12 protein-coding genes are annotated in these 19,109 nt (G+C 68.5%); 8 read left to right on the top strand and 4 right to left on the bottom strand.

Features of this window, described 5'->3' with window-relative positions; all coding sequences use genetic code 11:
* The 6 genes from ACTHL4_RS14760 to ACTHL4_RS14735 all read left to right on the top strand — a co-directional run.
* Window positions 1-666 (top strand): FAD:protein FMN transferase (locus tag ACTHL4_RS14760; RefSeq protein ID WP_440283523.1); only part of this gene is annotated, 666 nt, incomplete at its 5' end.
* A complete protein-coding gene (locus ACTHL4_RS14755) occupies window positions 666-1,220 on the top strand; it encodes a ferric reductase-like transmembrane domain-containing protein (RefSeq protein WP_440283522.1) in 555 nt (184 codons plus the stop codon). The genes ACTHL4_RS14760 and ACTHL4_RS14755, both read left to right, overlap by 1 nt.
* Window positions 1,217-2,335: an NADH-ubiquinone oxidoreductase-F iron-sulfur binding region domain-containing protein gene (locus ACTHL4_RS14750; protein ID WP_440283521.1), complete on the top strand. Its 1,119-nt coding sequence runs from the start codon at window positions 1,217-1,219 to the stop codon at window positions 2,333-2,335. The genes ACTHL4_RS14755 and ACTHL4_RS14750 overlap by 4 nt, the downstream gene beginning before the upstream one ends.
* Complete coding sequence (locus ACTHL4_RS14745; protein ID WP_440283520.1) at window positions 2,325-2,537, top strand: ferredoxin; 213 nt, start codon at window positions 2,325-2,327, stop codon at window positions 2,535-2,537. Before ACTHL4_RS14750 ends, ACTHL4_RS14745 begins: the two co-directional genes overlap by 11 nt.
* A gap of 87 nt (window positions 2,538-2,624) precedes the next feature.
* Window positions 2,625-3,368 carry an esterase family protein gene (locus ACTHL4_RS14740; protein ID WP_440283519.1) on the top strand — a complete coding sequence of 248 codons (744 nt, stop codon included), beginning with the start codon at window positions 2,625-2,627 and terminating at the stop codon, window positions 3,366-3,368.
* Window positions 3,369-3,413: 45 nt separating this feature from the next.
* A complete protein-coding gene (locus ACTHL4_RS14735) occupies window positions 3,414-4,652 on the top strand; it encodes an ATP-grasp domain-containing protein (protein ID WP_440283518.1) in 1,239 nt (412 codons plus the stop codon).
* A gap of 196 nt (window positions 4,653-4,848) precedes the next feature.
* Here ACTHL4_RS14735 and pgm read toward each other — a convergent pair whose 3' ends face one another.
* Window positions 4,849-6,489 (bottom strand): phosphoglucomutase (alpha-D-glucose-1,6-bisphosphate-dependent), encoded by a 1,641-nt coding sequence (pgm, locus tag ACTHL4_RS14730; RefSeq protein ID WP_440283517.1) that lies wholly within the window; start codon window positions 6,487-6,489, stop codon window positions 4,849-4,851.
* A gap of 137 nt (window positions 6,490-6,626) precedes the next feature.
* Here pgm and ACTHL4_RS14725 point away from each other — a divergent pair, with 137 nt between their 5' ends.
* Entirely contained in the window at window positions 6,627-8,585 is a 1,959-nt protein-coding gene (locus ACTHL4_RS14725; protein WP_440283516.1) for a S53 family peptidase, read from the top strand.
* Window positions 8,586-8,777: 192 nt separating this feature from the next.
* On the opposite strand, the gene glgB is transcribed toward ACTHL4_RS14725, so the two are convergent.
* Genes glgB through ACTHL4_RS14710 form a run of 3 tightly spaced genes read right to left on the bottom strand, consistent with a single transcriptional unit; the run spans window position 8,778 to window position 16,248 of the window.
* Window positions 8,778-12,464, bottom strand: coding sequence for a 1,4-alpha-glucan branching protein GlgB (gene glgB / locus ACTHL4_RS14720; RefSeq protein ID WP_440283515.1), 3,687 nt, complete (start codon window positions 12,462-12,464; stop codon window positions 8,778-8,780).
* Between the two features lie 4 nt (window positions 12,465-12,468).
* Window positions 12,469-14,190, bottom strand: a complete 1,722-nt coding sequence (gene treS, locus ACTHL4_RS14715) for a maltose alpha-D-glucosyltransferase (protein ID WP_440283514.1) — start codon at window positions 14,188-14,190, stop codon at window positions 12,469-12,471.
* Between the two features lie 6 nt (window positions 14,191-14,196).
* On the bottom strand, window positions 14,197-16,248 hold the full coding sequence (locus tag ACTHL4_RS14710; RefSeq protein WP_440283513.1) for an alpha-1,4-glucan--maltose-1-phosphate maltosyltransferase: 2,052 nt from the start codon (window positions 16,246-16,248) through the stop codon (window positions 14,197-14,199).
* Between the two features lie 132 nt (window positions 16,249-16,380).
* Here ACTHL4_RS14710 and glgP point away from each other — a divergent pair, with 132 nt between their 5' ends.
* Window positions 16,381-18,990, top strand: a complete 2,610-nt coding sequence (gene glgP / locus ACTHL4_RS14705) for an alpha-glucan family phosphorylase (RefSeq protein ID WP_440283512.1) — start codon at window positions 16,381-16,383, stop codon at window positions 18,988-18,990.
* The last annotated feature ends 119 nt before the right edge of the window (window positions 18,991-19,109 follow it).

Here is a 19,109-nt window from a genome sequence, read left to right as displayed (position 1 = left end):
ACCGACGGACTGGTCGATCCCACCGTCGGTGCGGCACTGGCGGCGCTCGGCTACGACGCGGACCTGGACGAGGTGCGCGCCCGTGGTGACAGCAGCGTGCGGCCGTGTCCGTCCATCCCCACCTGGCGGTCGATCAGGTATGACGCGAGTCTGCACCTGCTCGCGCTTCCTCCGGGCTGCGAGCTCGACTTCGGTGCATCGGCCAAGGCCCTGCTCGCCGACCGCATCGCGGCACGCATCCACACCGAGACCGGTAGCGGGGTGCTGGTCGACCTGGGCGGCGACATCGCGACGGCCGGTCCGTTGCCGGATCAGGGCTGGCGGATCGGTGTCCAAGCTGCCGCCGGTGAGATGTTGCAGACGGTCCTCGGGGAAGGAACGGCGTTCGCCACCTCATCGACGGCGCTGCGCACCTGGTGCAGCGGTGGCGTGCAGCGACATCACATCCTCGACCCGCGCACCCTCGCGCCGGCGCCCACCGTGTGGCAGCAGGTGACCGTCGCGGGAAGCTCTGCGCTGGAAGCGAATTCGGCCTCCACCGCCGCCGTGGTGCTGGGTGCCGACGCGCCGTCCTGGTTGACGGCGCGCGGCCTGCCCGCACTGCTGGTCGCGCCGGACGGATCGCGGCGCCATACGCCCGGCTGGCCGGAGCGGGCGGTCGCCTGATGATCCTCTGGTACCTCTCGCGGGCCACGGGCGTGGCCGCACTCGTGCTCTTCACCCTCGTGTTGGTGCTCGGCATGCTGCTGTCCGGTCAGCGCAGACTCGGTCCGGGTGGCCAGGCGGTTGCGATGGGCGTCCATCGCAGCCTTGCGCTGGGCTCGACGGTGTTCCTCGTCGTGCACGTCCTCAGTGCCGTCCTGGACGATTACGTGCATGTCGGCTGGGTGGCCACCGTGCTGCCGTTCACGTCCGGCTACGAACGGACGTGGACCGCGTTCGGCACCGTGGCACTCGACATCGCGCTCGCGGTGCTGGCGACGTCGTTGCTGCGCGACCGGATCACGCGGCGGACCTGGCGGTGGGTGCATCTGACGTCATACGCGTGCTGGCCGCTGGCAGTCGTGCACAGTTACGCGTCGGGCACCGCTGACGAGCCGTTGTTGCGCGGGATCACGGTCGGTTGCGCCCTGCTCGGCGTCGCATGTGTCGGATGGCGTGTGTTCGCACCGCATTCGGACGCTGCACGCCGGCGTATCGCTCGGAGGGGATGGGTATGAGCACCACACTGGAACACGCGGTCGCCGAGGCCGGTCTGACCGGCCGCGGTGGCGCAGCCTTCCCGACCGCGCAGAAGCTCGCCGCGGCGCGGGAGAACAACGCCGCGCTGATCGTGAATGCGTGCGACGGCGAACTCGACGCTGCCAAGGACTGGTTCGTCGTGTCGCGTCACCTGGCCGAACTGATCGAGGGCGCACGGGCGGTCAGCCCCACGGTGTCGTTCGCCGCCCGCCGGGGCAGCGCGACCCTCGACCAGTTGAGCGACGCCGGTCTGCCGGTGCTGGAGATCCCCGACCGGTACGTCGCGTCCGAGGAGTCCGCGCTCGTCGCCTTCGCGCACGGCAACGACGCCCGGCCCGTCACCCGGAGCCGGCCGCTCGTCTTCGGCGGACGCGACGCGAACGGGCGGCGACTGCGTCCGACCCTCGTTCTCAACGCCGAGACCGTATGGCGCATCGCGCAGATCCTGCACAACGGGCCGCAGTGGTTCCGTTCGTTCGGCACACCGGCAGAACCTGGACCGCGACTGGTCACGGTCGCCGGCGCAGTCCGGCATCCGGGGATCGTGGAGACGGAGGCCGGCACTCCGTTGTCGCACCTGCTGCGGATCGCCGACGCGGCGCCGTACTGCGCGGTGAACGTCGGCGGTCTCAGCGGTGGGTACCTCAGTGCGCCGGAGATTTCGCGATTGCCCTGGGAGACAGCGGCATTGACGGCATACGGGTGTACGACCGGCAGTGGCGTGCTCCGAGTGCTCGGCCGTGATGTGTGCCCGCTCGAGCAGGTCACCCGCACGCTCGAGAGGGCGGCCTCGGAAAGCGCCGGACAGTGCGGTCCCTGCATGTTCGGCGTCCCGGCCATCGCTTCCGACTTCGCGTCCGTGGCTGGCGGCGATCGTCGCAGTCTGGCCAGGCTGCAACGGCGGCTGGCGCTGTTGCCCGGCCGCGGAGCCTGCCGCTTCCCCGACGGTGTTGCCCAACACCTCGCCGGCGCGCTCCGCGTCTTCGGCGCTGAGCTGGACGCGCATCTGTCCGGTTGTTGCTCGGCCGAGCTCGATCGCCATGCGGAGCCTGAGTACGACACCGACGACGACGGACACGCGTATGCCAGCTGACCCGAGGAGCGAGACAGGGGTGCGGGTGGACCGCATCGCCTGCAGCGCGCACGGCGTCTGTCATGCGCTGGATCCGCAACGCGTGCCGTTGGACGAGTGGGGTTATCCGATCCCGTCCGAGATCATCACGGACGCCGAGGCAGCGACCGCGCTGATCCGGTTGTGCCCTGCCGCCGCGTTGTCGCGCAGCGCTTCCCGGTGACTGGATGGTGCCCCGGGGCCCGGTCGCCCTGGAAACTCATTCCGCCGAACCTCTTGCACTTCGCCGCGCGTGCGTCAGGATGAGCGGGTGGGTGAACGTGTCGAGTTGCCGGTCCCCGGGGCGGACGTGTCGCTGGGCGTGATCCGTCACGGCCACTGGGGACGCCCGGTCCTGGTGTTCCCCAGCGAGGCCGGTCGCGCCGAGGACTTCGCCGCGCACGGCATGGTCGAGGCCGTTCAGGGGCTGGTGGACGCCGGCCGGGTGTCATTCTTCTGCGTCGACTCCGCCGACCGGTGGACCTGGTCCGACAACGTCGCCACCACCGAGGAGCGCGCCAACCGACAGCACGCCTACACGCGGTGGCTGGAGGCCGCGGCGCTGCCCTGGATCGCCGCTCAGGTCGGCGGTGAGCGGCCACTGATCACCCTCGGCGTCTCGATGGGCGCCTACCACGCGGTGCATTTCACCCTCACCCACGCGCATCAGGCGCCGCTGGCGATCGGCCTGTCCGGCAGCTACGACGTCACGTCGTGGCACGGGCACGGGGAGACCGGCGACGCGACCTATTTCGCCAACCCGATGGCGTATGTCGCGGGCCTGCACGGTGACCACCTCGACTGGCTGCGCAGCGCCGCCAGTGTGCTGCTGGTCGTGGGGGAGGGGCCGTTCGAGGTCTCGCCGACACAGGCGCTCCCGTCGACGACCGCGTTCGCGCAGCTGCTGGCGGAGAAGGGGATTCCGCATCAGCTCGATGTGTGGGGGCACGACAGCGCACACGACTGGCCATGGTGGTGCAAGCAGCTGGCACACCATCTACCGAGGTTCTGTTGACGGTCCGAGTCCACTGACAGTCAGCTCGACGGAAGGGAGCGCACGATGAGCGAACACCTGATCGGCCTGTTGCTGGGTGCCGAGGAGGACTGGCCCCGTGCCTTCGAGGAACTCGTGCGCCGGGTCGGACCGATCACGTCGCCGGACGGTTCGCGGCACAACATACGGACCGAACGGATGACGATCGAACCGTTCAACCTGCGCGACAAGCCACGCACCGACCTGGTGATCGACCGGCTCGCGCACTGGTACTACCACCCGCGCGAATGGTTGAAGAAGGCCGCGCTGATGGACGACGTCTATCTGCTCAACTCGCCGTTCACCTTCCAGTCGATGGAGAAGCACTCGGCATACTGCGCGCTCATGCGGCTGGGCATGCACGTGCCCGAGACGGTGCTCGTCCCCTACAAGAACCCGATCGACAACGTGCGCTGGGCCTACACGTCCGCGAAGTACAACCGGTCCTTCGACCTGCCGTCGGTGGCGGCCGAGCTGGGCTACCCGATGTTCATGAAGCCGTTCGACGGCGGCGCGTGGCGCGGGGTGTCGATGATCCGCAACGAGGACGAATTACGGCGTAGTTACGACGAATCCGGCGAAATGCTGATGCATCTGCAGCGTGCGGTGGACGGTTTCGAGGTGTTCGCCCGGGCGCTGACCATCGGCCCGGAGACCATGGTGATGAAGTTCCGCCCGGACGAGCCGATGCACGATCGCTACGAGGTCGCCTACGACTTCCTCACCCCGCAGATCGGTGCCGAGACCAGCACCATCGCGCAGACCGTGAACGCCTTCTTCCGCTGGGAGTTCAACAGTTGCGAGATGCTGATCAAGGACGGCGTCGTCTACCCGATCGACTACGCGAACGCCTGCCCGGACGTCGCCGTGACGTCGTTGCACTACTACTTCCCCTGGGCGATCAAGTCGTTGCTGAAGTGGTCCATCTACTGCGTCGTCACCGGCCGCAAGGGGCACACGCAGGTGGACACCGGTCCGTGGTTCGAGGTCGCCGATCGCGACGACGACTACCAGGCGAAACTGACCGCTTACCAACGCCTTTCGGATGCCTACTTCGAGACCGAGCGATACCGCGAATTCGTCGACACCGCCCTCGGGCACGTCGACGAGATGGTGCTCGACTGGGTGTTGTCCGACGACTTCGACCGGCTGCTGGTCGAGACGGTCACATCGACCTATCCGGAATACGAGCACGAGCGCTTCCTCGGGCACTTCCGCGGCCTGACCGGCCTGTGGGCCAAGGACGAGGAGCAGATCCTCGGCTGAGGCGGCCGGTCAGATCCGGACATCGGCTTCCGGCACGCCCGCGAGGTGCACATCGCGGCAGCGGAGGGCGCCGCGCCCTACTTCGCCGACTGACGCATTGACCGCCGAGTGACGCATTCACACACTCGATGCCAATTGCGTCACTCGGTGCTGGGTCGCGCGGCGGCTTGCCGGACGGGCTTCCTTTCGACGGTCGTCAACCGCCCAGTGCGGCGGCGACGATGTCCTTCGCCTCCGCCTGCACCCGGGCGAGATGCTCCGGACCCTGGAACGACTCGGCATAGATCTTGTAGACGTCCTCGGTGCCCGACGGACGGGCCGCGAACCACGCGTCCTCGGTCGTCACCTTCAGCCCGCCGACGGGAGCATCGTTGCCTGGCGCGCGGGTCAGCTTCGCGGTGATCGGCTGCCCGGCCAGTGAGGTTGACGTGACGTCGTCGGGGGAGAGTGCGGCGAGCTTGGCCTTCTGCTCCCGATCGGCGGGCGCGTCGATGCGCGCGTATGCCGGATCGCCGTGCTGGCGGGCGAGTTCGGCGTAATGCTGACTCGGTGTCCGGTCGGTGCGTGCCAGGATCTCCGAGGCGAGCAGCGCGAGCGCGATGCCGTCCTTGTCGGTCGTCCACACCGACCCGTTCGTGCGCAGGAAGGATGCCCCGGCCGACTCCTCGCCGCCGAAACCCACACTGCCGTCGAGCAATCCGGGCACGAACCACTTGAACCCGACCGGGACCTCCCACAACCGGGCACCCAGGGAGGCAACGACGCGGTCGATCATCGACGAGGACACCAACGTCTTGCCGACCCGGTCCGAGGACCAGCCCGGACGGGCACCGCCGTACAGGTAGTGGATGGCCACCGACAGATAGTGATTCGGGTTCATCAGTCCGCCGTCCGGCGTCACGATGCCGTGCCGGTCGGAGTCGGCGTCGTTGCCGGTGGCGATGTCGAAGTCGTCGCGCTTGCCGATCAGGGACGCCATGGCGTGCGGGGACGAGCAGTCCATCCGGATCTTCTCGTCCCAGTCCAGGGTCATGAAACGCCAGGTCGGATCCACCAACGGGTTGACGACGGTGAGGTCGATGCCGAAGCGGTCGGCGATCGCCGCCCAGTAGGCCACCGAGGCGCCGCCGAGCGGGTCGGCACCGATGCGGACGCCGGCCGACGTGATGGCGTCGAGATCGATGACGTTCGGCAGGTCGTCGACATACGTGCCCAGGAAGTCGTATGGCGAGGCCGCCGCGCGCGCCCGACCGAAGGGGATGCGGGCGACGCCGTCCAGCCCGGCACGTAGATAGTCGTTGGCCGCTGCGGCGATGACCTTGGTGGCGTCACTGTCCGCAGGACCGCCGTGCGGCGGGTTGTACTTGAAACCGCCGTCCGACGGGGGGTTGTGGGACGGGGTGACGACGATGCCGTCGGCCAGTCCGGCGCCCGTCGTCCGTCCGTCGTTGGCCCGCAGGATCGCGTGCGAGACGGCCGGCGTCGGGGTGTAGCCGTCGGCACTGTCGACGAGCACCTGCACGTCGTTCGCGGCAAGCACTTCCAGTGCGGAGGCCCACGCGGGCTCGGACAGGGCGTGCGTGTCCCGGCCGATGAAGAGCGGCCCGTCATACCCCTGTGCGCGCCGGTAGTCCACGATCGCCTGCGTGGTGGCCAGGATGTGTGACTCGTTGAAGGCCGCCTTCAGTGACGAACCGCGATGTCCCGAGGTGCCGAAAACAACCTGCTGGTCGATGTTTTCCGGGTCGGGTTCGATCTCGTAGTAACTGGTGACCAGGTGCGGCACGTCGACCAGGTCGCTGGCGGTTGCAGGTTGTCCGGCTCGGGGCGCGCTCATGGGACCAGCCTGCCACGGCGGGCCGGATCGCGACATCGGCATACGACCCGAGCGACGGACCGGGTGCTGGACAACCGGTTGACCGCGATCGCCCCGCCGCCTCCCGCAGGTCGCTAGTTTCGAAATATCCACGTTTTATGAAGGGAAGCTATATGCGCTCACACATCGCTCTGCTCGGCGCCGTCACCCTCGCCGCAGGCGCAGTCGGCGGTCCGGCGTTCGCAGCAGGCAACACGCACAACGACCACCGCAAAGTCGTGGCACACAGCGTGCAGTCACCGGGGCGATCCCTCGGTGCGGCGTCGACCGGCACCACCGAGCACTTCATCGTCACGTTCAAGTTGCGTGACGCGGCTGGCGCCGAAGCGTTCGTCAAGGCCGTGTCGGACCCCTCGAGCCCGCAGCACGGCAAGTTCCTGTCCCCGGCTCAGTTCACCAAGCGGTTCGCCGCGTCGAAGTCCGATGTGGACAAGGCCGTCGCCTGGCTGCACAGCCAGGGCCTGAAGACCGGTGCGGTCTCCAAGAGCCGCAGCTACGTTCCGGTCAGCGGCACGGTCGCGCAGGTCAACAAGGCGTTCGGCACGAAGATGCAGAAGTACACCAAGAGCGGCCGCACCTTCTCGGCGCCGGCCAAAGCCGTGACAATGCCCAGCAGCGTGGCCGGTGTCGTGGGCGGCGTGGTCGGGCTGGACCACTCGCGCATGCTGCACACCACCAACGTCCGCACCAACGAGGCGTCCGCGCAGCGGCACAAGTCGGCCAAGACCCTCTCCGCGCTCGGTGCCGCGCCGGCGGCGAAGTCGGGCGCCAGCGATGCCTGCTCGTCGTACTACGGGCAGTACCACCTGCCCTACGCCCCGAAGGCCGCGTCCCCGCTGAAGGGCGTCCAGCCGGGCAGCCTGTGCGGATACACCCCGCAGCAGATGCGGGCGGCTCGCGGCATGAAAGCGAAGGACACCGGCAAGGGTATGACGGTCGGCATCACGTTGTGGTGCAACGACCCTCGCATTGAAGCCGACACCAACACCTGGGCCAAGAACCTCGGCTTCCAGCCGCTAAAGAAGAACCAGCTGACGGTGATCGAGCCCGACGCCGGCTACGACCCCCTCTACTGCGACGACCAAGGTTCCGGTGGTGTCAACGGCGAGCAGGCGCTCGACGTGCAGTCCATCCACGGTGCCGCCCCCGACGCGAAGATCATCTACTCCGCGGCGTCCCGTCCCTTCGACGACGCCCTGATGACCTCGATGCACAAGCTGATCGACGACAACCTGGTCGACTCGTTCACCAACTCGTGGGGTGGAGGCGAGGTCGACGACCCGGCCACCAACGACGCCTACTCGGCCATCTTCATCCAGGCGGCGGCACAGGGCATCTCGGTGCTGTTCTCCTCCGGCGACTACGGCGACAACACCAACGGTGACCAGAGCACGACGCCGCCCTCGCCGGACTACCCGGCGGCCAACCCGTGGGTGACCGCGGTCGGCGGCACCTCGCTGGCCACCGGCAATGCCAAGGGTTCGAAGGTCTCCTTCGAGCAGGCGTGGAACACGTCATACAACCTGCGGCAGGACGACGCCTGGAGCGGCTGGCAGTACCGCTACGGCGGTGGTGGTGGCGTGAGCCAGTACCACGCGGAGCCCTACTACCAGCAGGGTGTCGTGCCGACCCGCTTCACCGGTGTCGACCCGCACCGGGCCTACCCGGACATGGCAGGTGCCGGTGACCCCTACACCGGTTACCTGATCGGCTACCACGACGGCGACGCCGGCAACAACTTCGTGCTGCAGAAGATCGGTGGCACGAGCTGGTCGTCCCCGTGGACCGCGGGCACCCTGGCCCTCGTGGGGAAGCGGGTCGGCTTCCTCAACCCGGCGATCTACGCCAAGGGCCACGCCGGCCTGACCGACGTGAAGGGCAACGCCCTGAAGCACGGGTTCGAGTACAAGACGTCGGGCACGATCGCGACGGTCGGCATCAATTCCCAGCAGGTCCAGAACCAGACACTGGTGTCGGAGCGCGGGTACGACAACCTGACCGGTTTCGGCGTGCCGAGTTCGACGAAGGACTTCGTCAAGGCGCTGCGCAAGTACTGACACTGCCGCAGCGACGAGAAGGCGCCACCCGGTTCGTCCGGGTGGCGCTTTCGCGCGCGTGCGGCGGGCCAGACGCCGGGAGTATGCCGATCGCGGTGTATGCCGCGCGCTGGGCATACTCCTGATCCCGCGAGACGCCAGCAGTATGCCGATCGCGGTGTATCGCGCGCGATGGGCATACTCCTGATCTGCTCAGTCGGCCTCGGCCGCCGTCGTCGAGGCCGCCGTCGTCTCAGGCGTCAGCCAGATCGCCGACAACGGCGGGATGGTGACCAGCGCGGAGTACGGCTGGCCATCGGCCGGTGTGCCCGACGCATCCACGCCGCCGAGATTGCCGCGGTTGGCGCCGCCGTACCGCTCGGCGTCGGTGTTGACCAGCTCCGTCCAACGGCCTTCGCGGGGCAGCCCGACCCGCACGTCACGGGCTTCCACGCCGCTGAAGTTGAGCACCGCCGCGACCACGTCGCCGTCGTGCTCGGAGCTGTCGAAACGCAGGTAGGAGAACAGGTTTGCATCGGCTGCGTTGGCGTCGATCCACTGGAAACCATGCGGGTCGTGATCGAGCTGCCAGAGCGCCGGGTGTTCCTTGTAGAACCGGTTGAGGTCCGACACCAGGTGCGCGACACCCAGGTGCTCGGGGTGGTCCAGCAGCCACCAGTCCAGGCTGCGTCCGTCGGCCCACTCCGACTCCTGACCGAACTCGCAACCCATGAAGAGCAGTTGCTTGCCGGGATGGCTCCACATGTTGGCCAGGAACGCGCGCACGCCGGCGAGTTGCTCCCACCGGTCGCCGGGCATCTTGCGCAGCAGCGATCCCTTGCCGTGCACCACCTCGTCGTGGCTGATCGGCAGCACGAACTGCTCGTCCCACGCATAGACGAGCGAGAACGTCATCCGGTTGTGGTGGTAACGGCGATAGATCGGTTGCTGTGCCACGTAGTCCAGCGAGTCGTGCATCCACCCCATGTTCCATTTGAAACCGAACCCGAGGCCGTCGTGGCTGGTCGGCCTGGTGACTCCCGGCCAGGACGTGGACTCCTCGGCGATCATCACCGTGCCGGGCATCCGGCGGTATGACGTGGCGTTGGTCTCCTGCAACAACTGCACCGCTTCGAGGTTCTCCCGGCCGCCGTGTTTGTTGGGCAGCCACTCGCCGTCGTTGCGCGAATAGTCGAGGTAGAGCATCGACGCGACGCCGTCCACCCGTAGGCCGTCGGCATGGAACTCCTGCATCCAGTAGACGGCGTTGGCGACCAGGAAGTTGCGCACCTGAGGACGCCCGAAATCGAAGATGTACGAGCCCCATTCGGGATGCCAGCCCCGACGCGGGTCGGGGTGCTCGTAGAGCGCCGTGCCGTCGAAGCGCGCCAGCGCCCACTCGTCGGTGGCGAAGTGGCCCGGCACCCAGTCCAGGATGACGCCGATGCCCGCCTGGTGCAGTCGGTCCACCAGGAACCGGAAGTCGTCCGGGTGGCCGAGCCGGGAGTTGGGTGCGTAGTAGCCGGTGACGTGGTAGCCCCAGGACGGGGGATAGGGGTGTTCCATCACCGGCATGAACTCCACGTGCGTGAAGCCGAGCTCGCTGACGTAGGAGACGAGTTCGTCCGCCAGCTCGCGCCACGACTTGCCCTGTCGCCAGGACATCGGGTGGACCTCGTAGATGCTCATCGGGCGCTGGTGCGCGGCGCTCTCGGCGCGCTGCTGCAACCACGCGCCATCACCCCACTCGTAGCTCGACGTCGTGACGACCGATGCGGTGGCTGGCGCGGTCTCCGCCTGTCGCGCCAACGGGTCAGCCTTCTCCCGCCAGATGCCGTCCGGTCCGAGAATGTCGTATTTGTAGCGGGTTCCGGCGCCGACGCCCGGCACGAACAACTCCCAGACGCCGCCGCTGAGCCGTCGCATCGGATGGGCCTGCGCGTTCCAGGTGTTGAAGTCGCCGACCAGACGCACGCCACGCGCGTTGGGTGCCCACACCGCGAACGAGGTGCCCTCGACCGCGCCCTGCGGACTGTCGTAGCGATGCAGGTGCGAGCCGAGCACGGTCCACAGCTGCTCGTGCCGCCCTTCGCCGATCAGGTGCAGGTCGATCTCGCCGAGGGTCGGCAGGAAACGGTAGGGGTCGTCGCTGACGTGCTCGACACCGTCGTCGTACGTCGTCACCACGCGGTAGTCGGGCACCTCCGCGGTCGGCAGCGCGCCGCTCCACAGCCCTTCGTAGTCATGCTGCAGGTCGGTGCGGGTCCCGTCCGGTGTCTGGATCTGGACGGTGCGGGCCAAGGGACGGAAAACCCTGACCAGTGCGCTGGATTCGCCGGTGTGCGGGCCGAGCAGGCGGTGCGGGTCACCGTAGCGGCCGGCCAGCAGTTCGTCGGCGACCTCGCGACGTAGGGCGGTGTCCTGTGTGCCGGTGCCCTCAGTGGCGCCTCGGTCATCGGTCATGACGTCGCTTCTCCTCGTCGGCAGTAGTCGCAGGATCGCGCTGCGGGGGATGTCGAGCCAGTCCGGCCGGTTGCGGACCTCGTAGACCACTTCGTACCCGGCCTTGTCGATCTCGAACAGCTCGATCAGCCGGCGGTATGACGCCAGGTCGACACCGCTCTGGGCGGCATACCCGTCCAGGAACGCGGTGCGGGCCTGAGTGGCCCAGTCACGGCGGTCGGTGCCCGGCTGGTGGTGCTCCACCGATCCGGCCGCATAGTCGAAGGACCGCAACATGCCGGCGATGTCGCGCAACGGCACATCGGGTTCGTTGCGTTCGGCCAGTGGCCGCAGCGGCTCGCCCTCGAAGTCGAGCAAGATCCAGCCGCGCTCGGGTGCGTCGAGCGCCTGACCCAGGTGCAGGTCGCCGTGGATGCGTTGCAGCGCAGGCCAATCGGCTTCGGCCGCGGACTCGAGCAGGGCGTCGAACTCGGCTTGCCGGTGATGCAGCTCGGGTACTGCTTCGGCGGCGACGGCGAACCGCCGCCGGATGGCGTCGAGCTGCCGGGCGACCGACTCCGGGCCGCTCGGCGCGACCGGCATGACCTCGGCGAGCTGGTGGTGCACCTCGGCGGTCGCCGCGCCCAGCGCGTAGGCCGACGCGGCGAACGACTCGTTCTCGGCGGCCGCCTCCACGGCCACGCGCCAGGCGTCCCGCACGCCGGGCAGGAACTCCTGGGCGAAGGCCAGATCGCCCTGCGCGCGGCTGCCGTCGGCGAGCGGCCAGTCACCACGCAGCGAGGCGACCATCTGCGGCACGCGTTCGCTGCCGACCTCGCTGAGCGCCGACTGCAGGGTGACGTCCGGGTTGTCCCCGGGGTGGATCACCCGGAAGACCTTGATGATCAACGGTTCCTCGTCGGACTCCACGATGATCGAGGTGTTGGACTGCTCCCCGGAGAGAACCTTCGCGGAGCGCACCCGCGGCACCGCGGCATGCCTAAAACCGCTGCCGCGCACCGTGACCGGCGACTCCCGCTGACCGACCGCTCCGCTGTCGACGTCGTGCGTCTCCAGCGCCGCCTGCTGTCCGCCGGTGATCATGGTGCGCAGCAGTGCGTTCACGAAGACCGGGTCGTGGCAGCCGTCGTAGACCCACCGATGACCCAGCGCCGAGTGCTCCATCTCGCCGACGAGGGCGGCCTCCGCACCCGGCAGCGGTGCGGAACGGTAGGTCGTCGGCGCCTGGTAGACCACCGGTGCCGGACCGGACTGGTCGAGCACGATGTGGACCTCGACGCCTACCTCGCCGGCCGGGTCGTCGAAGCGGTAGCTGCCCAGCATGGTCAGTTGCGGGTCGCTTCCCTTGCCGACATACCAACGGCGTTCGCCGATCCAGGCGCTGAGCAGTTCGAGTTTCGACGGCACCAGTGAAGCGCCCGCGTGGAGGATCGCCATCGTCTCAGTCCCTCACCGGCAGTTGCAGGGCGAGCCAGAAGAAGTCGCGCGAGCCGAGGGTCAGGGTGAGGGTCGCGTCGTCGGCGACCGGCGGGAAGTGCCCGCCGCCGAACAGGTCTCGCACGCGCACGCCGGCGAACTGCTCCGGCAGGGACACCGTCACCGACTGCGGCCGGCTGGACACGTTGTTGACGCACAGCACCGTGCGCGTCTCGATCTCGTCATCGGGGTCGTCCTCGTCGTGGACGGTGCGGGTGAACGCCAGGATCGCATCGTTGTCCGCCGCCACGGCGCGGTAGTCGCCGATGCCGAAGACGGGATACTGCTTGCGGATGGCGAGCATCTCGCGCACCCAGTGCAGCAGCGAGGAGGTCGACTCCATCTGCGCCTCGACGTTCACGTTGTTGTAGTGGTAGACGAGGCTGGAGATCACCGGCAAGTAGAGCTTGCCGGGGTCGGAGGTGGAGAAGCCGGCGTTGCGGTCCGGCGACCACTGCATCGGGGTGCGCACCGCGTCGCGGTCGGCCAGCCAGATGTTGTCGCCCATGCCGATCTCGTCGCCGTAGTAGAGGCACGGCGAGCCCGGCAGCGACAGCAGCAGCGCGTGGATCAGCTCGGTCTCGGCACGTGAGTTGTCCAGCAGGGTGGCCAGTCGCCGACGGATGCCGACGTTGGCGCGCATGCGCGGATCAGGGGCGTACCAGCCGTACATCGCGGCGCGCTCGTCCGGCGTCACCATCTCCAGGGTCAGCTCGTCGTGATTGCGCAGGAAAGTGCCCCACTGCGCACCGCGCGGTATGGCGGGCGTCTCCTCCATCACTTCGTTGATGCGGGTGGCCTTCTCGTCCCGCAACGCGTAGTAGAGCCGCGGCATGATCGGGAAGTGGAAGCACATGTGGCACTCGGGTCGCTCCTCGGTGCCGAAGTAGTCCACCACCTCGTCGGGCATCTGGTTCGCCTCGGCGAGCAGCATCCGTCCGGGGTACTCCTCGTCGACCATCGCCCGCAGCTTGGCGATGAATTCATGTGTCTTGGGGTGGTTCTCGCCGTTGTGGCCCTCCTCGATGTAGAGGTAGGGGATCGCGTCCAGCCGGAATCCGTCGATGCCCAGGTCCATCCAGAAGCGGACGATGTCGAAGATCTCCTCGTGCACCTTCTCGTTCTCGAAGTTGAGATCGGGCTGGTGGGAGAAGAAGCGGTGCCAGAAGAACTCCCGGCGGACCGGGTCGAAGGTCCAGTTGGACACCTCGGTGTCGACGAAGATGATGCGCGCGTCGGCATACAGCTCGTCGGTGTCGGACCACATGTAGTAATCGCCGTAGGGCCCCTCGGGATCGGAGCGCGAGGCCTGGAACCACGGGTGCTGGTCGCTGGTGTGGTTGACGACCAGGTCGGTCACGATGCGTATGCCGCGGGCGTGTGCCTGGGACACCAACTCGGTGAACTCCGGCAGCGTCCCGAACTCCGGCAGCACCGCCTTGTAGTCGGCGATGTCGTAACCGCCGTCGCGCAGCGGTGAGGCATAGAAGGGCGGGATCCACAGGCAGTCGACACCGAGCCACTGCAGGTAGTCCAGCCGGTTGATCAGGCCACCGAAGTCACCCGAGCCGTTGCCGGTGGAGTCGCCGAAGGCGCGCACCAGCACCTCGTAGAAGACCGCCTTGCGGAACCACTGCGGATCGTGGCGCAGACCGGGTTGCGGGAGGTTGAAACCTGTAGCGGGCACGATGGATCAGAACCTCCTGAGATGGACGATGTGCAGTGGTTCGGTGTCGGGGCCGAGTCGGACGTAATTGTCCGCACCCCATTGCCAGTCGGCGCCGCTGAGCAGGTCATGGGCGACGAAGCGGTCCCCCGGCGACATACCCAGCGCACCCATGTCCAGTCGCACCGTGGACTCGCGGGTGGCGTGCGGGTCGGTGTTGGCGACCACGATGATCACGTCGTCGCCGTGCTTCTTGGAGTAGGCCAGCATCTGCTCGTCGTCGACGTGATGGAAGGTGATGTTGCGCAGCCAGTGCAGCGCCGGGTGGTCGTGCCGGATCCGGTTGAGCCGGGTCAGGAACGGCGCGAGCGACTGTCCCTCACGGTCACCGCCGGCCTCATAGCGCGACCACTGCCGGTCCTTGTACTGGTACTTCTCGTTGTCGATCTGTTCCTCGGCGCCCGGGCGGGCGACGTGCTCGATCAGCTCGTAGCCGGCATAGATGCCATAGGTCGGCGACAGCGTCGCCGCGAGCGCGGCGCGCAGCTTCCACGCGGTCGGGCCGCCGTACTGCATGTACGGCGTGAGGATGTCGTGCGTCGTGGGCCAGAAGCTGGGCCGCATGTACGGCGCCGAGTCGCGCGCGAGTTCCTCGACGTACTCGCGTAGTTCGGCGGCTCCGTTGCGCCACGCGTAGTAGGTGTAACTCTGCTGGAAGCCGACCTTCGCCAGCGTCGCCATCATCGCGGGCCGGGTGAACGCCTCGGCCAGCCACACGACGTCGGGGTGGTCACGGGCGACATCGGCGATCAGCCACTGCCAGAACTCCACCGGCTTCGTGTGCGGATTGTCGACGCGGAAGATGCGCACGCCGTGGTCGATCCACACCTGGACGACCCGGCGGACCTCGGCGTAGATGCCGTCGGGGTCGTTGTCGAAGTTGACCGGATAGATGTCCTGGTACTTCTTCGGCGGGTTCTCGGCATACGCGATCGAGCCGTCGGCGCGCGTGGTGAACCACTCGGGGTGCTCGGCGACCCAGGGGTGGTCGGGGGAGCACTGCAGCGCCAGGTCGAGTGCCACCTCGAGGCCCTGCCCGGTGGCGGCGGCGACGAATGCGTCGAAGTCGTCGAAAGTGCCCAGATCGGGGTGGATCGCATCGTGGCCGCCGTCCGCGCTGCCGATGGCGTAGGGCGACCCCGGGTCCTCCGGTCCGGCCGTGAGGGTGTTGTTGGGGCCCTTACGGTTGGTCTGGCCGATCGGGTGCACCGGCGTCAGGTAGACCACGTCGAAGCCCATCGCGGCGATCGCCGGCAGCCGCTCGGCGGCCGTGCGCAGCGTGCCGGAGACCCAGGTGCCGGTCTTCTCGTCCAGATGGGCGCCCTCGCTGCGCGGGAAGATCTCGTACCAGGCGCCGGTGAGCGCCCGGTCGCGCTCCACCCACCAGGTGTATGACGCGCTCGGGCTGACCCAGTCGCGCAGGGGTGCGGCCGCCATCACTCGCCGGACCTCGCCGGAGGTGCCGGCCGAGATCCGCGTGCCCGCCGGCTGCTCGCCGTCGCGCAGCCCGGTGACCGCGGCCGTCAGGACCGCAGCGTCGGCGCGGCCGTGGCGCACCTCGCGCAGCGCACGCTCCAGCAGGCGGGCGCCCTCCTCGAGCATGACCTCCACGTCGACCTCGGCTGCGATCTTGATCACGGCGTCGTGGGTCCAGGTGGCGTACGGATCCGACCAGCCCTCGACACAGTAGGACCACACCCCGGGACGGTCGGCGCTCACCTCGCACCGCCAGGCATCCAGCCCGGGGTTGGTGCACGTCATCGGCACGTGATGCACACCGCCGTCGGGGTCGGTCAGCGCTGCTGTCGCGTTCACCGCGTCGTGTCCCTCGCGGAACACCGTCGCGGTCAGCGGAAAGCTCTCACCGACAACGGATTTGGTGGCGAACGCACCGCCGTCGACGGCTGGTCGCACATCGACGACCGGGATGCGCCCGACCGGTCGGAGGGGACCGCCCGACGGCGCCGTGGCTCGGCTGGAGGTCGGCCGCACTGCAGCGGCCGGCTGCTGATCAGTCACCTGAGCGACGCTACACAATGGGCAGCCGTTGCGGACACCTGTCGCGCAGTGACCGCCGGCCGGCGCGCGGCAGGGCCGGAACACCGCGCAGTGAAATTCGCATGCGGCGCGTGCGCCCCTACCATCGGTGACGTGAGAGCCATTCGTCGTTTCAACGTCCGCACCGCTCTGCCCGAGCAGCTGGCCCCGTTGTCGGACCTCGCGACCAACCTGCGCTGGTCGTGGCACCGCCGCACCCGTGACCTGTTCCGGGACATGGACCCGATCGTCTGGGAACGCGTCCACGGCGATCCGGTCGCGCTGCTCGCCGGGCTGAGCCCGCAGCGGCTGGCCGCCCTGGCCGCCGACGCCGAGTTCGTCGCCCGGGTGCGCGCCGCGGCGGACGGCCTGACGACATACCTGACCGCACCCGCCTGGTACGACGAGTTCGGCCAGGAGTGCGGACGCCAGGACCAGCAGGCGCCGGCGTCCATCGCCTACTTCAGCGCCGAGTTCGGCATCACCCACGTGCTGCCGCAGTATTCCGGGGGCCTGGGCATCCTGGCCGGTGACCACCTGAAGTCGGCCAGCGATCTCGGCGTGCCGATCGTGGGCATCGGGCTGTTCTACAAGGAGGGCTACTTCAGTCAGAAGTTGTCCGCCGACGGCTGGCAGTTGGAGACCTACCCGCTGCTGGACCCCGACGATCTGCCGCTGACCCTGCTGCGCGAGGCCGACGGCACTCCGGTGGACATCACCCTCGCCCTGCCCGAGGACCGCATCCTGCACGCCCGGGTCTGGCGCGCCCAGGTCGGCCGGGTCCCGTTGCTGCTGCTGGACTCGGACGTGGAGGCCAATGATCCGTCCGCGCGCGAGCTCACCTCCCGGCTGTATGGCGGGGGCGGCGACCAGCGACTGCAGCAGGAGATGCTGCTGGGCATCGGCGGCGTACGCGCACTGCGTGCGTGGAGCCGGTTGACCGGCGCCGCGGAGCCGGAGGTCTATCACTGCAACGAGGGTCACGCCGGCTTCCTGTCGATGGAACGGATCAGCGAACTGGTCACCTCCCGCGGTCTCGACGTGGACCAGGCCCGCCGCGCGGTGCGGGCCAGCAACGTCTTCACCACCCACACCCCGGTGCCGGCCGGCATCGACCGCTTCGACGCCCAGCTGGTGCGCTCGCACTTCACCGGGTCGGCCGAGCTGGCCGGGGTGCCGGTCGAGCAGATCCTGCCGCTGGGCGCCGAGGACTACGAGGGCGGCCAGGACGGCATCTTCAACATGGCGGTGCTGGGCCTGCGGATGGCGCAGCGCAGCAACGGCGTCTCGCAGTTGCACGGCGTGGTCAGTCGCTCGATGTTCGACCAGCTGTGGCCCGGTTTCGACGACGCTGAGGTCCCGATCACCAGTATCACCAACGGTGTTCACGCCCCGACCTGGATGGATCCCAAGGTCATCGAGTTGGGTCGCAAGTACCTCGGTGAGACCGACGTCCGCGAGGCGATCGGTTGGGACCGGGTGGGCCGCGTGCCGCGTGCCGAGCTGTGGGCCGTCAAGCGTGAGCTGCGTCGACAGCTGGTGCTGGACGTGCGCGAGCGGGTGCGTGCCTCTGCGCAGTTCCGCGGTGCCAGCGACGCCGAGCTGGGTTGGGTGGAGACGCTGCTCGACCCGGACGTGCTGACCATCGGTTTCGCGCGGCGGGTGCCGACATACAAGCGACTGACGCTGATGCTGCGCGACCCCGAGCGGCTGGCCACGCTGCTGCTGGACCCCGAACGCCCCGTGCAGCTGGTGATCGCCGGCAAGTCGCACCCGGCCGACGAGACCGGCAAGAAGCTCATCCAGGAGATGGTGCAGTTCACCGACGACCCCAAGCTGCGGCACCGGATCGTCTTCCTGCCCAACTACGACATGCAGATGGCGCAGGTGCTGATGCCCGGCGTCGACGTGTGGCTGAACAACCCGCTGCGGCCCTACGAGGCCTCCGGCACTTCCGGCATGAAGGCGGCGCTCAACGGCGGCCTCAACCTGTCGATCCTGGACGGCTGGTGGGACGAGTGGTTCGACGGCAGCAACGGCTGGGCCATTCCCTCCGCGGACCCGGCGCACGACACCGGCAGCTCACGGATGGACCCGGAGCGACGGGACGACCTGGAGGCGGCCGCGCTCTACGACCTGATCGAGCACCAGGTCGCGGCCCGCTTCTACGACACCGACACGCAGGGCGTCCCGCAGCGGTGGCTGGAGATGGTCGAGCACACGCTGGCGGTGCTGGGTCCGAAGGTGCTCGCCACCCGGATGGTCCGTGATTACACCACCAGGCTCTACACCCCGGCCGCGATCGCCGGACGCGCCGCCGCCGCGGACGACTTCGGCCTCGCGAAGGACCTGGCGGCATACAGTGCGCGGGCGCGCGAGGCGTTCGAGAACGTGCAGATCGAGCACGTCGAGGCGGACGGCGTCACCGACACCCCGCTGCTCGGCGAACGGCTGACCGTGCGGGCGTATGTCGCCCTCGGTGGGCTACGTCCCGAGCAGGTGCTGGTGCAGGTGGTGCACGGCCGGGCGACCGACACCGACGACCTGCACGACATCGACCTCACCGAGCTCTACCCGGTGGAGGACCTCGGCGACGGCCGGGCCCGCTTCGAGGGGGCCGTGACGCTCAACCGCACCGGTGCCTTCGGCTACAGCGTGCGGGTGCTGCCGCGCCACGCGGGTCTGGCGGACGTCGCCGAGCTCGGCCTGGTCGTCAACGCCTGACGCCGCCCGACCGAGAGGAGCACCCAGCGACCGCGAGGAGTACGCAATCGAGCCGATTTAGTTATCCGCTCGGTGAGTCCCAGCTCCGCGCGGTGAGGGCGGCCGGCGCAGGCCGACCG

Source organism: Flexivirga sp. (assembly GCF_051955415.1).
Classification (GTDB): domain Bacteria; phylum Actinomycetota; class Actinomycetes; order Actinomycetales; family Dermatophilaceae; genus Flexivirga.
The sequence above is the reverse complement of the archived record's forward strand: the minus strand, read 5'-3'. Positions and strand labels throughout refer to the sequence as shown.

What these genes read in the sequence shown, in the direction of transcription:
- ACTHL4_RS14755 (WP_440283522.1), top strand. Translation starts at nt 666, where the DNA reads ATGATCCTCTGGTACCTCTCGCGGGCCACGGGCGTGGCCGCACTCGTG.
- ACTHL4_RS14750 (WP_440283521.1), top strand. Translation starts at nt 1,217, where the DNA reads ATGAGCACCACACTGGAACACGCGGTCGCCGAGGCCGGTCTGACCGGC.
- ACTHL4_RS14745 (WP_440283520.1), top strand. Translation starts at nt 2,325, where the DNA reads ATGCCAGCTGACCCGAGGAGCGAGACAGGGGTGCGGGTGGACCGCATC.
- ACTHL4_RS14735 (WP_440283518.1), top strand. Translation starts at nt 3,414, where the DNA reads ATGAGCGAACACCTGATCGGCCTGTTGCTGGGTGCCGAGGAGGACTGG.
- pgm (WP_440283517.1), bottom strand. Translation starts at nt 6,489, where the DNA reads ATGAGCGCGCCCCGAGCCGGACAACCTGCAACCGCCAGCGACCTGGTC.
- ACTHL4_RS14725 (WP_440283516.1), top strand. Translation starts at nt 6,627, where the DNA reads ATGAAGGGAAGCTATATGCGCTCACACATCGCTCTGCTCGGCGCCGTC.
- glgB (WP_440283515.1), bottom strand. Translation starts at nt 12,464, where the DNA reads ATGGCGATCCTCCACGCGGGCGCTTCACTGGTGCCGTCGAAACTCGAA.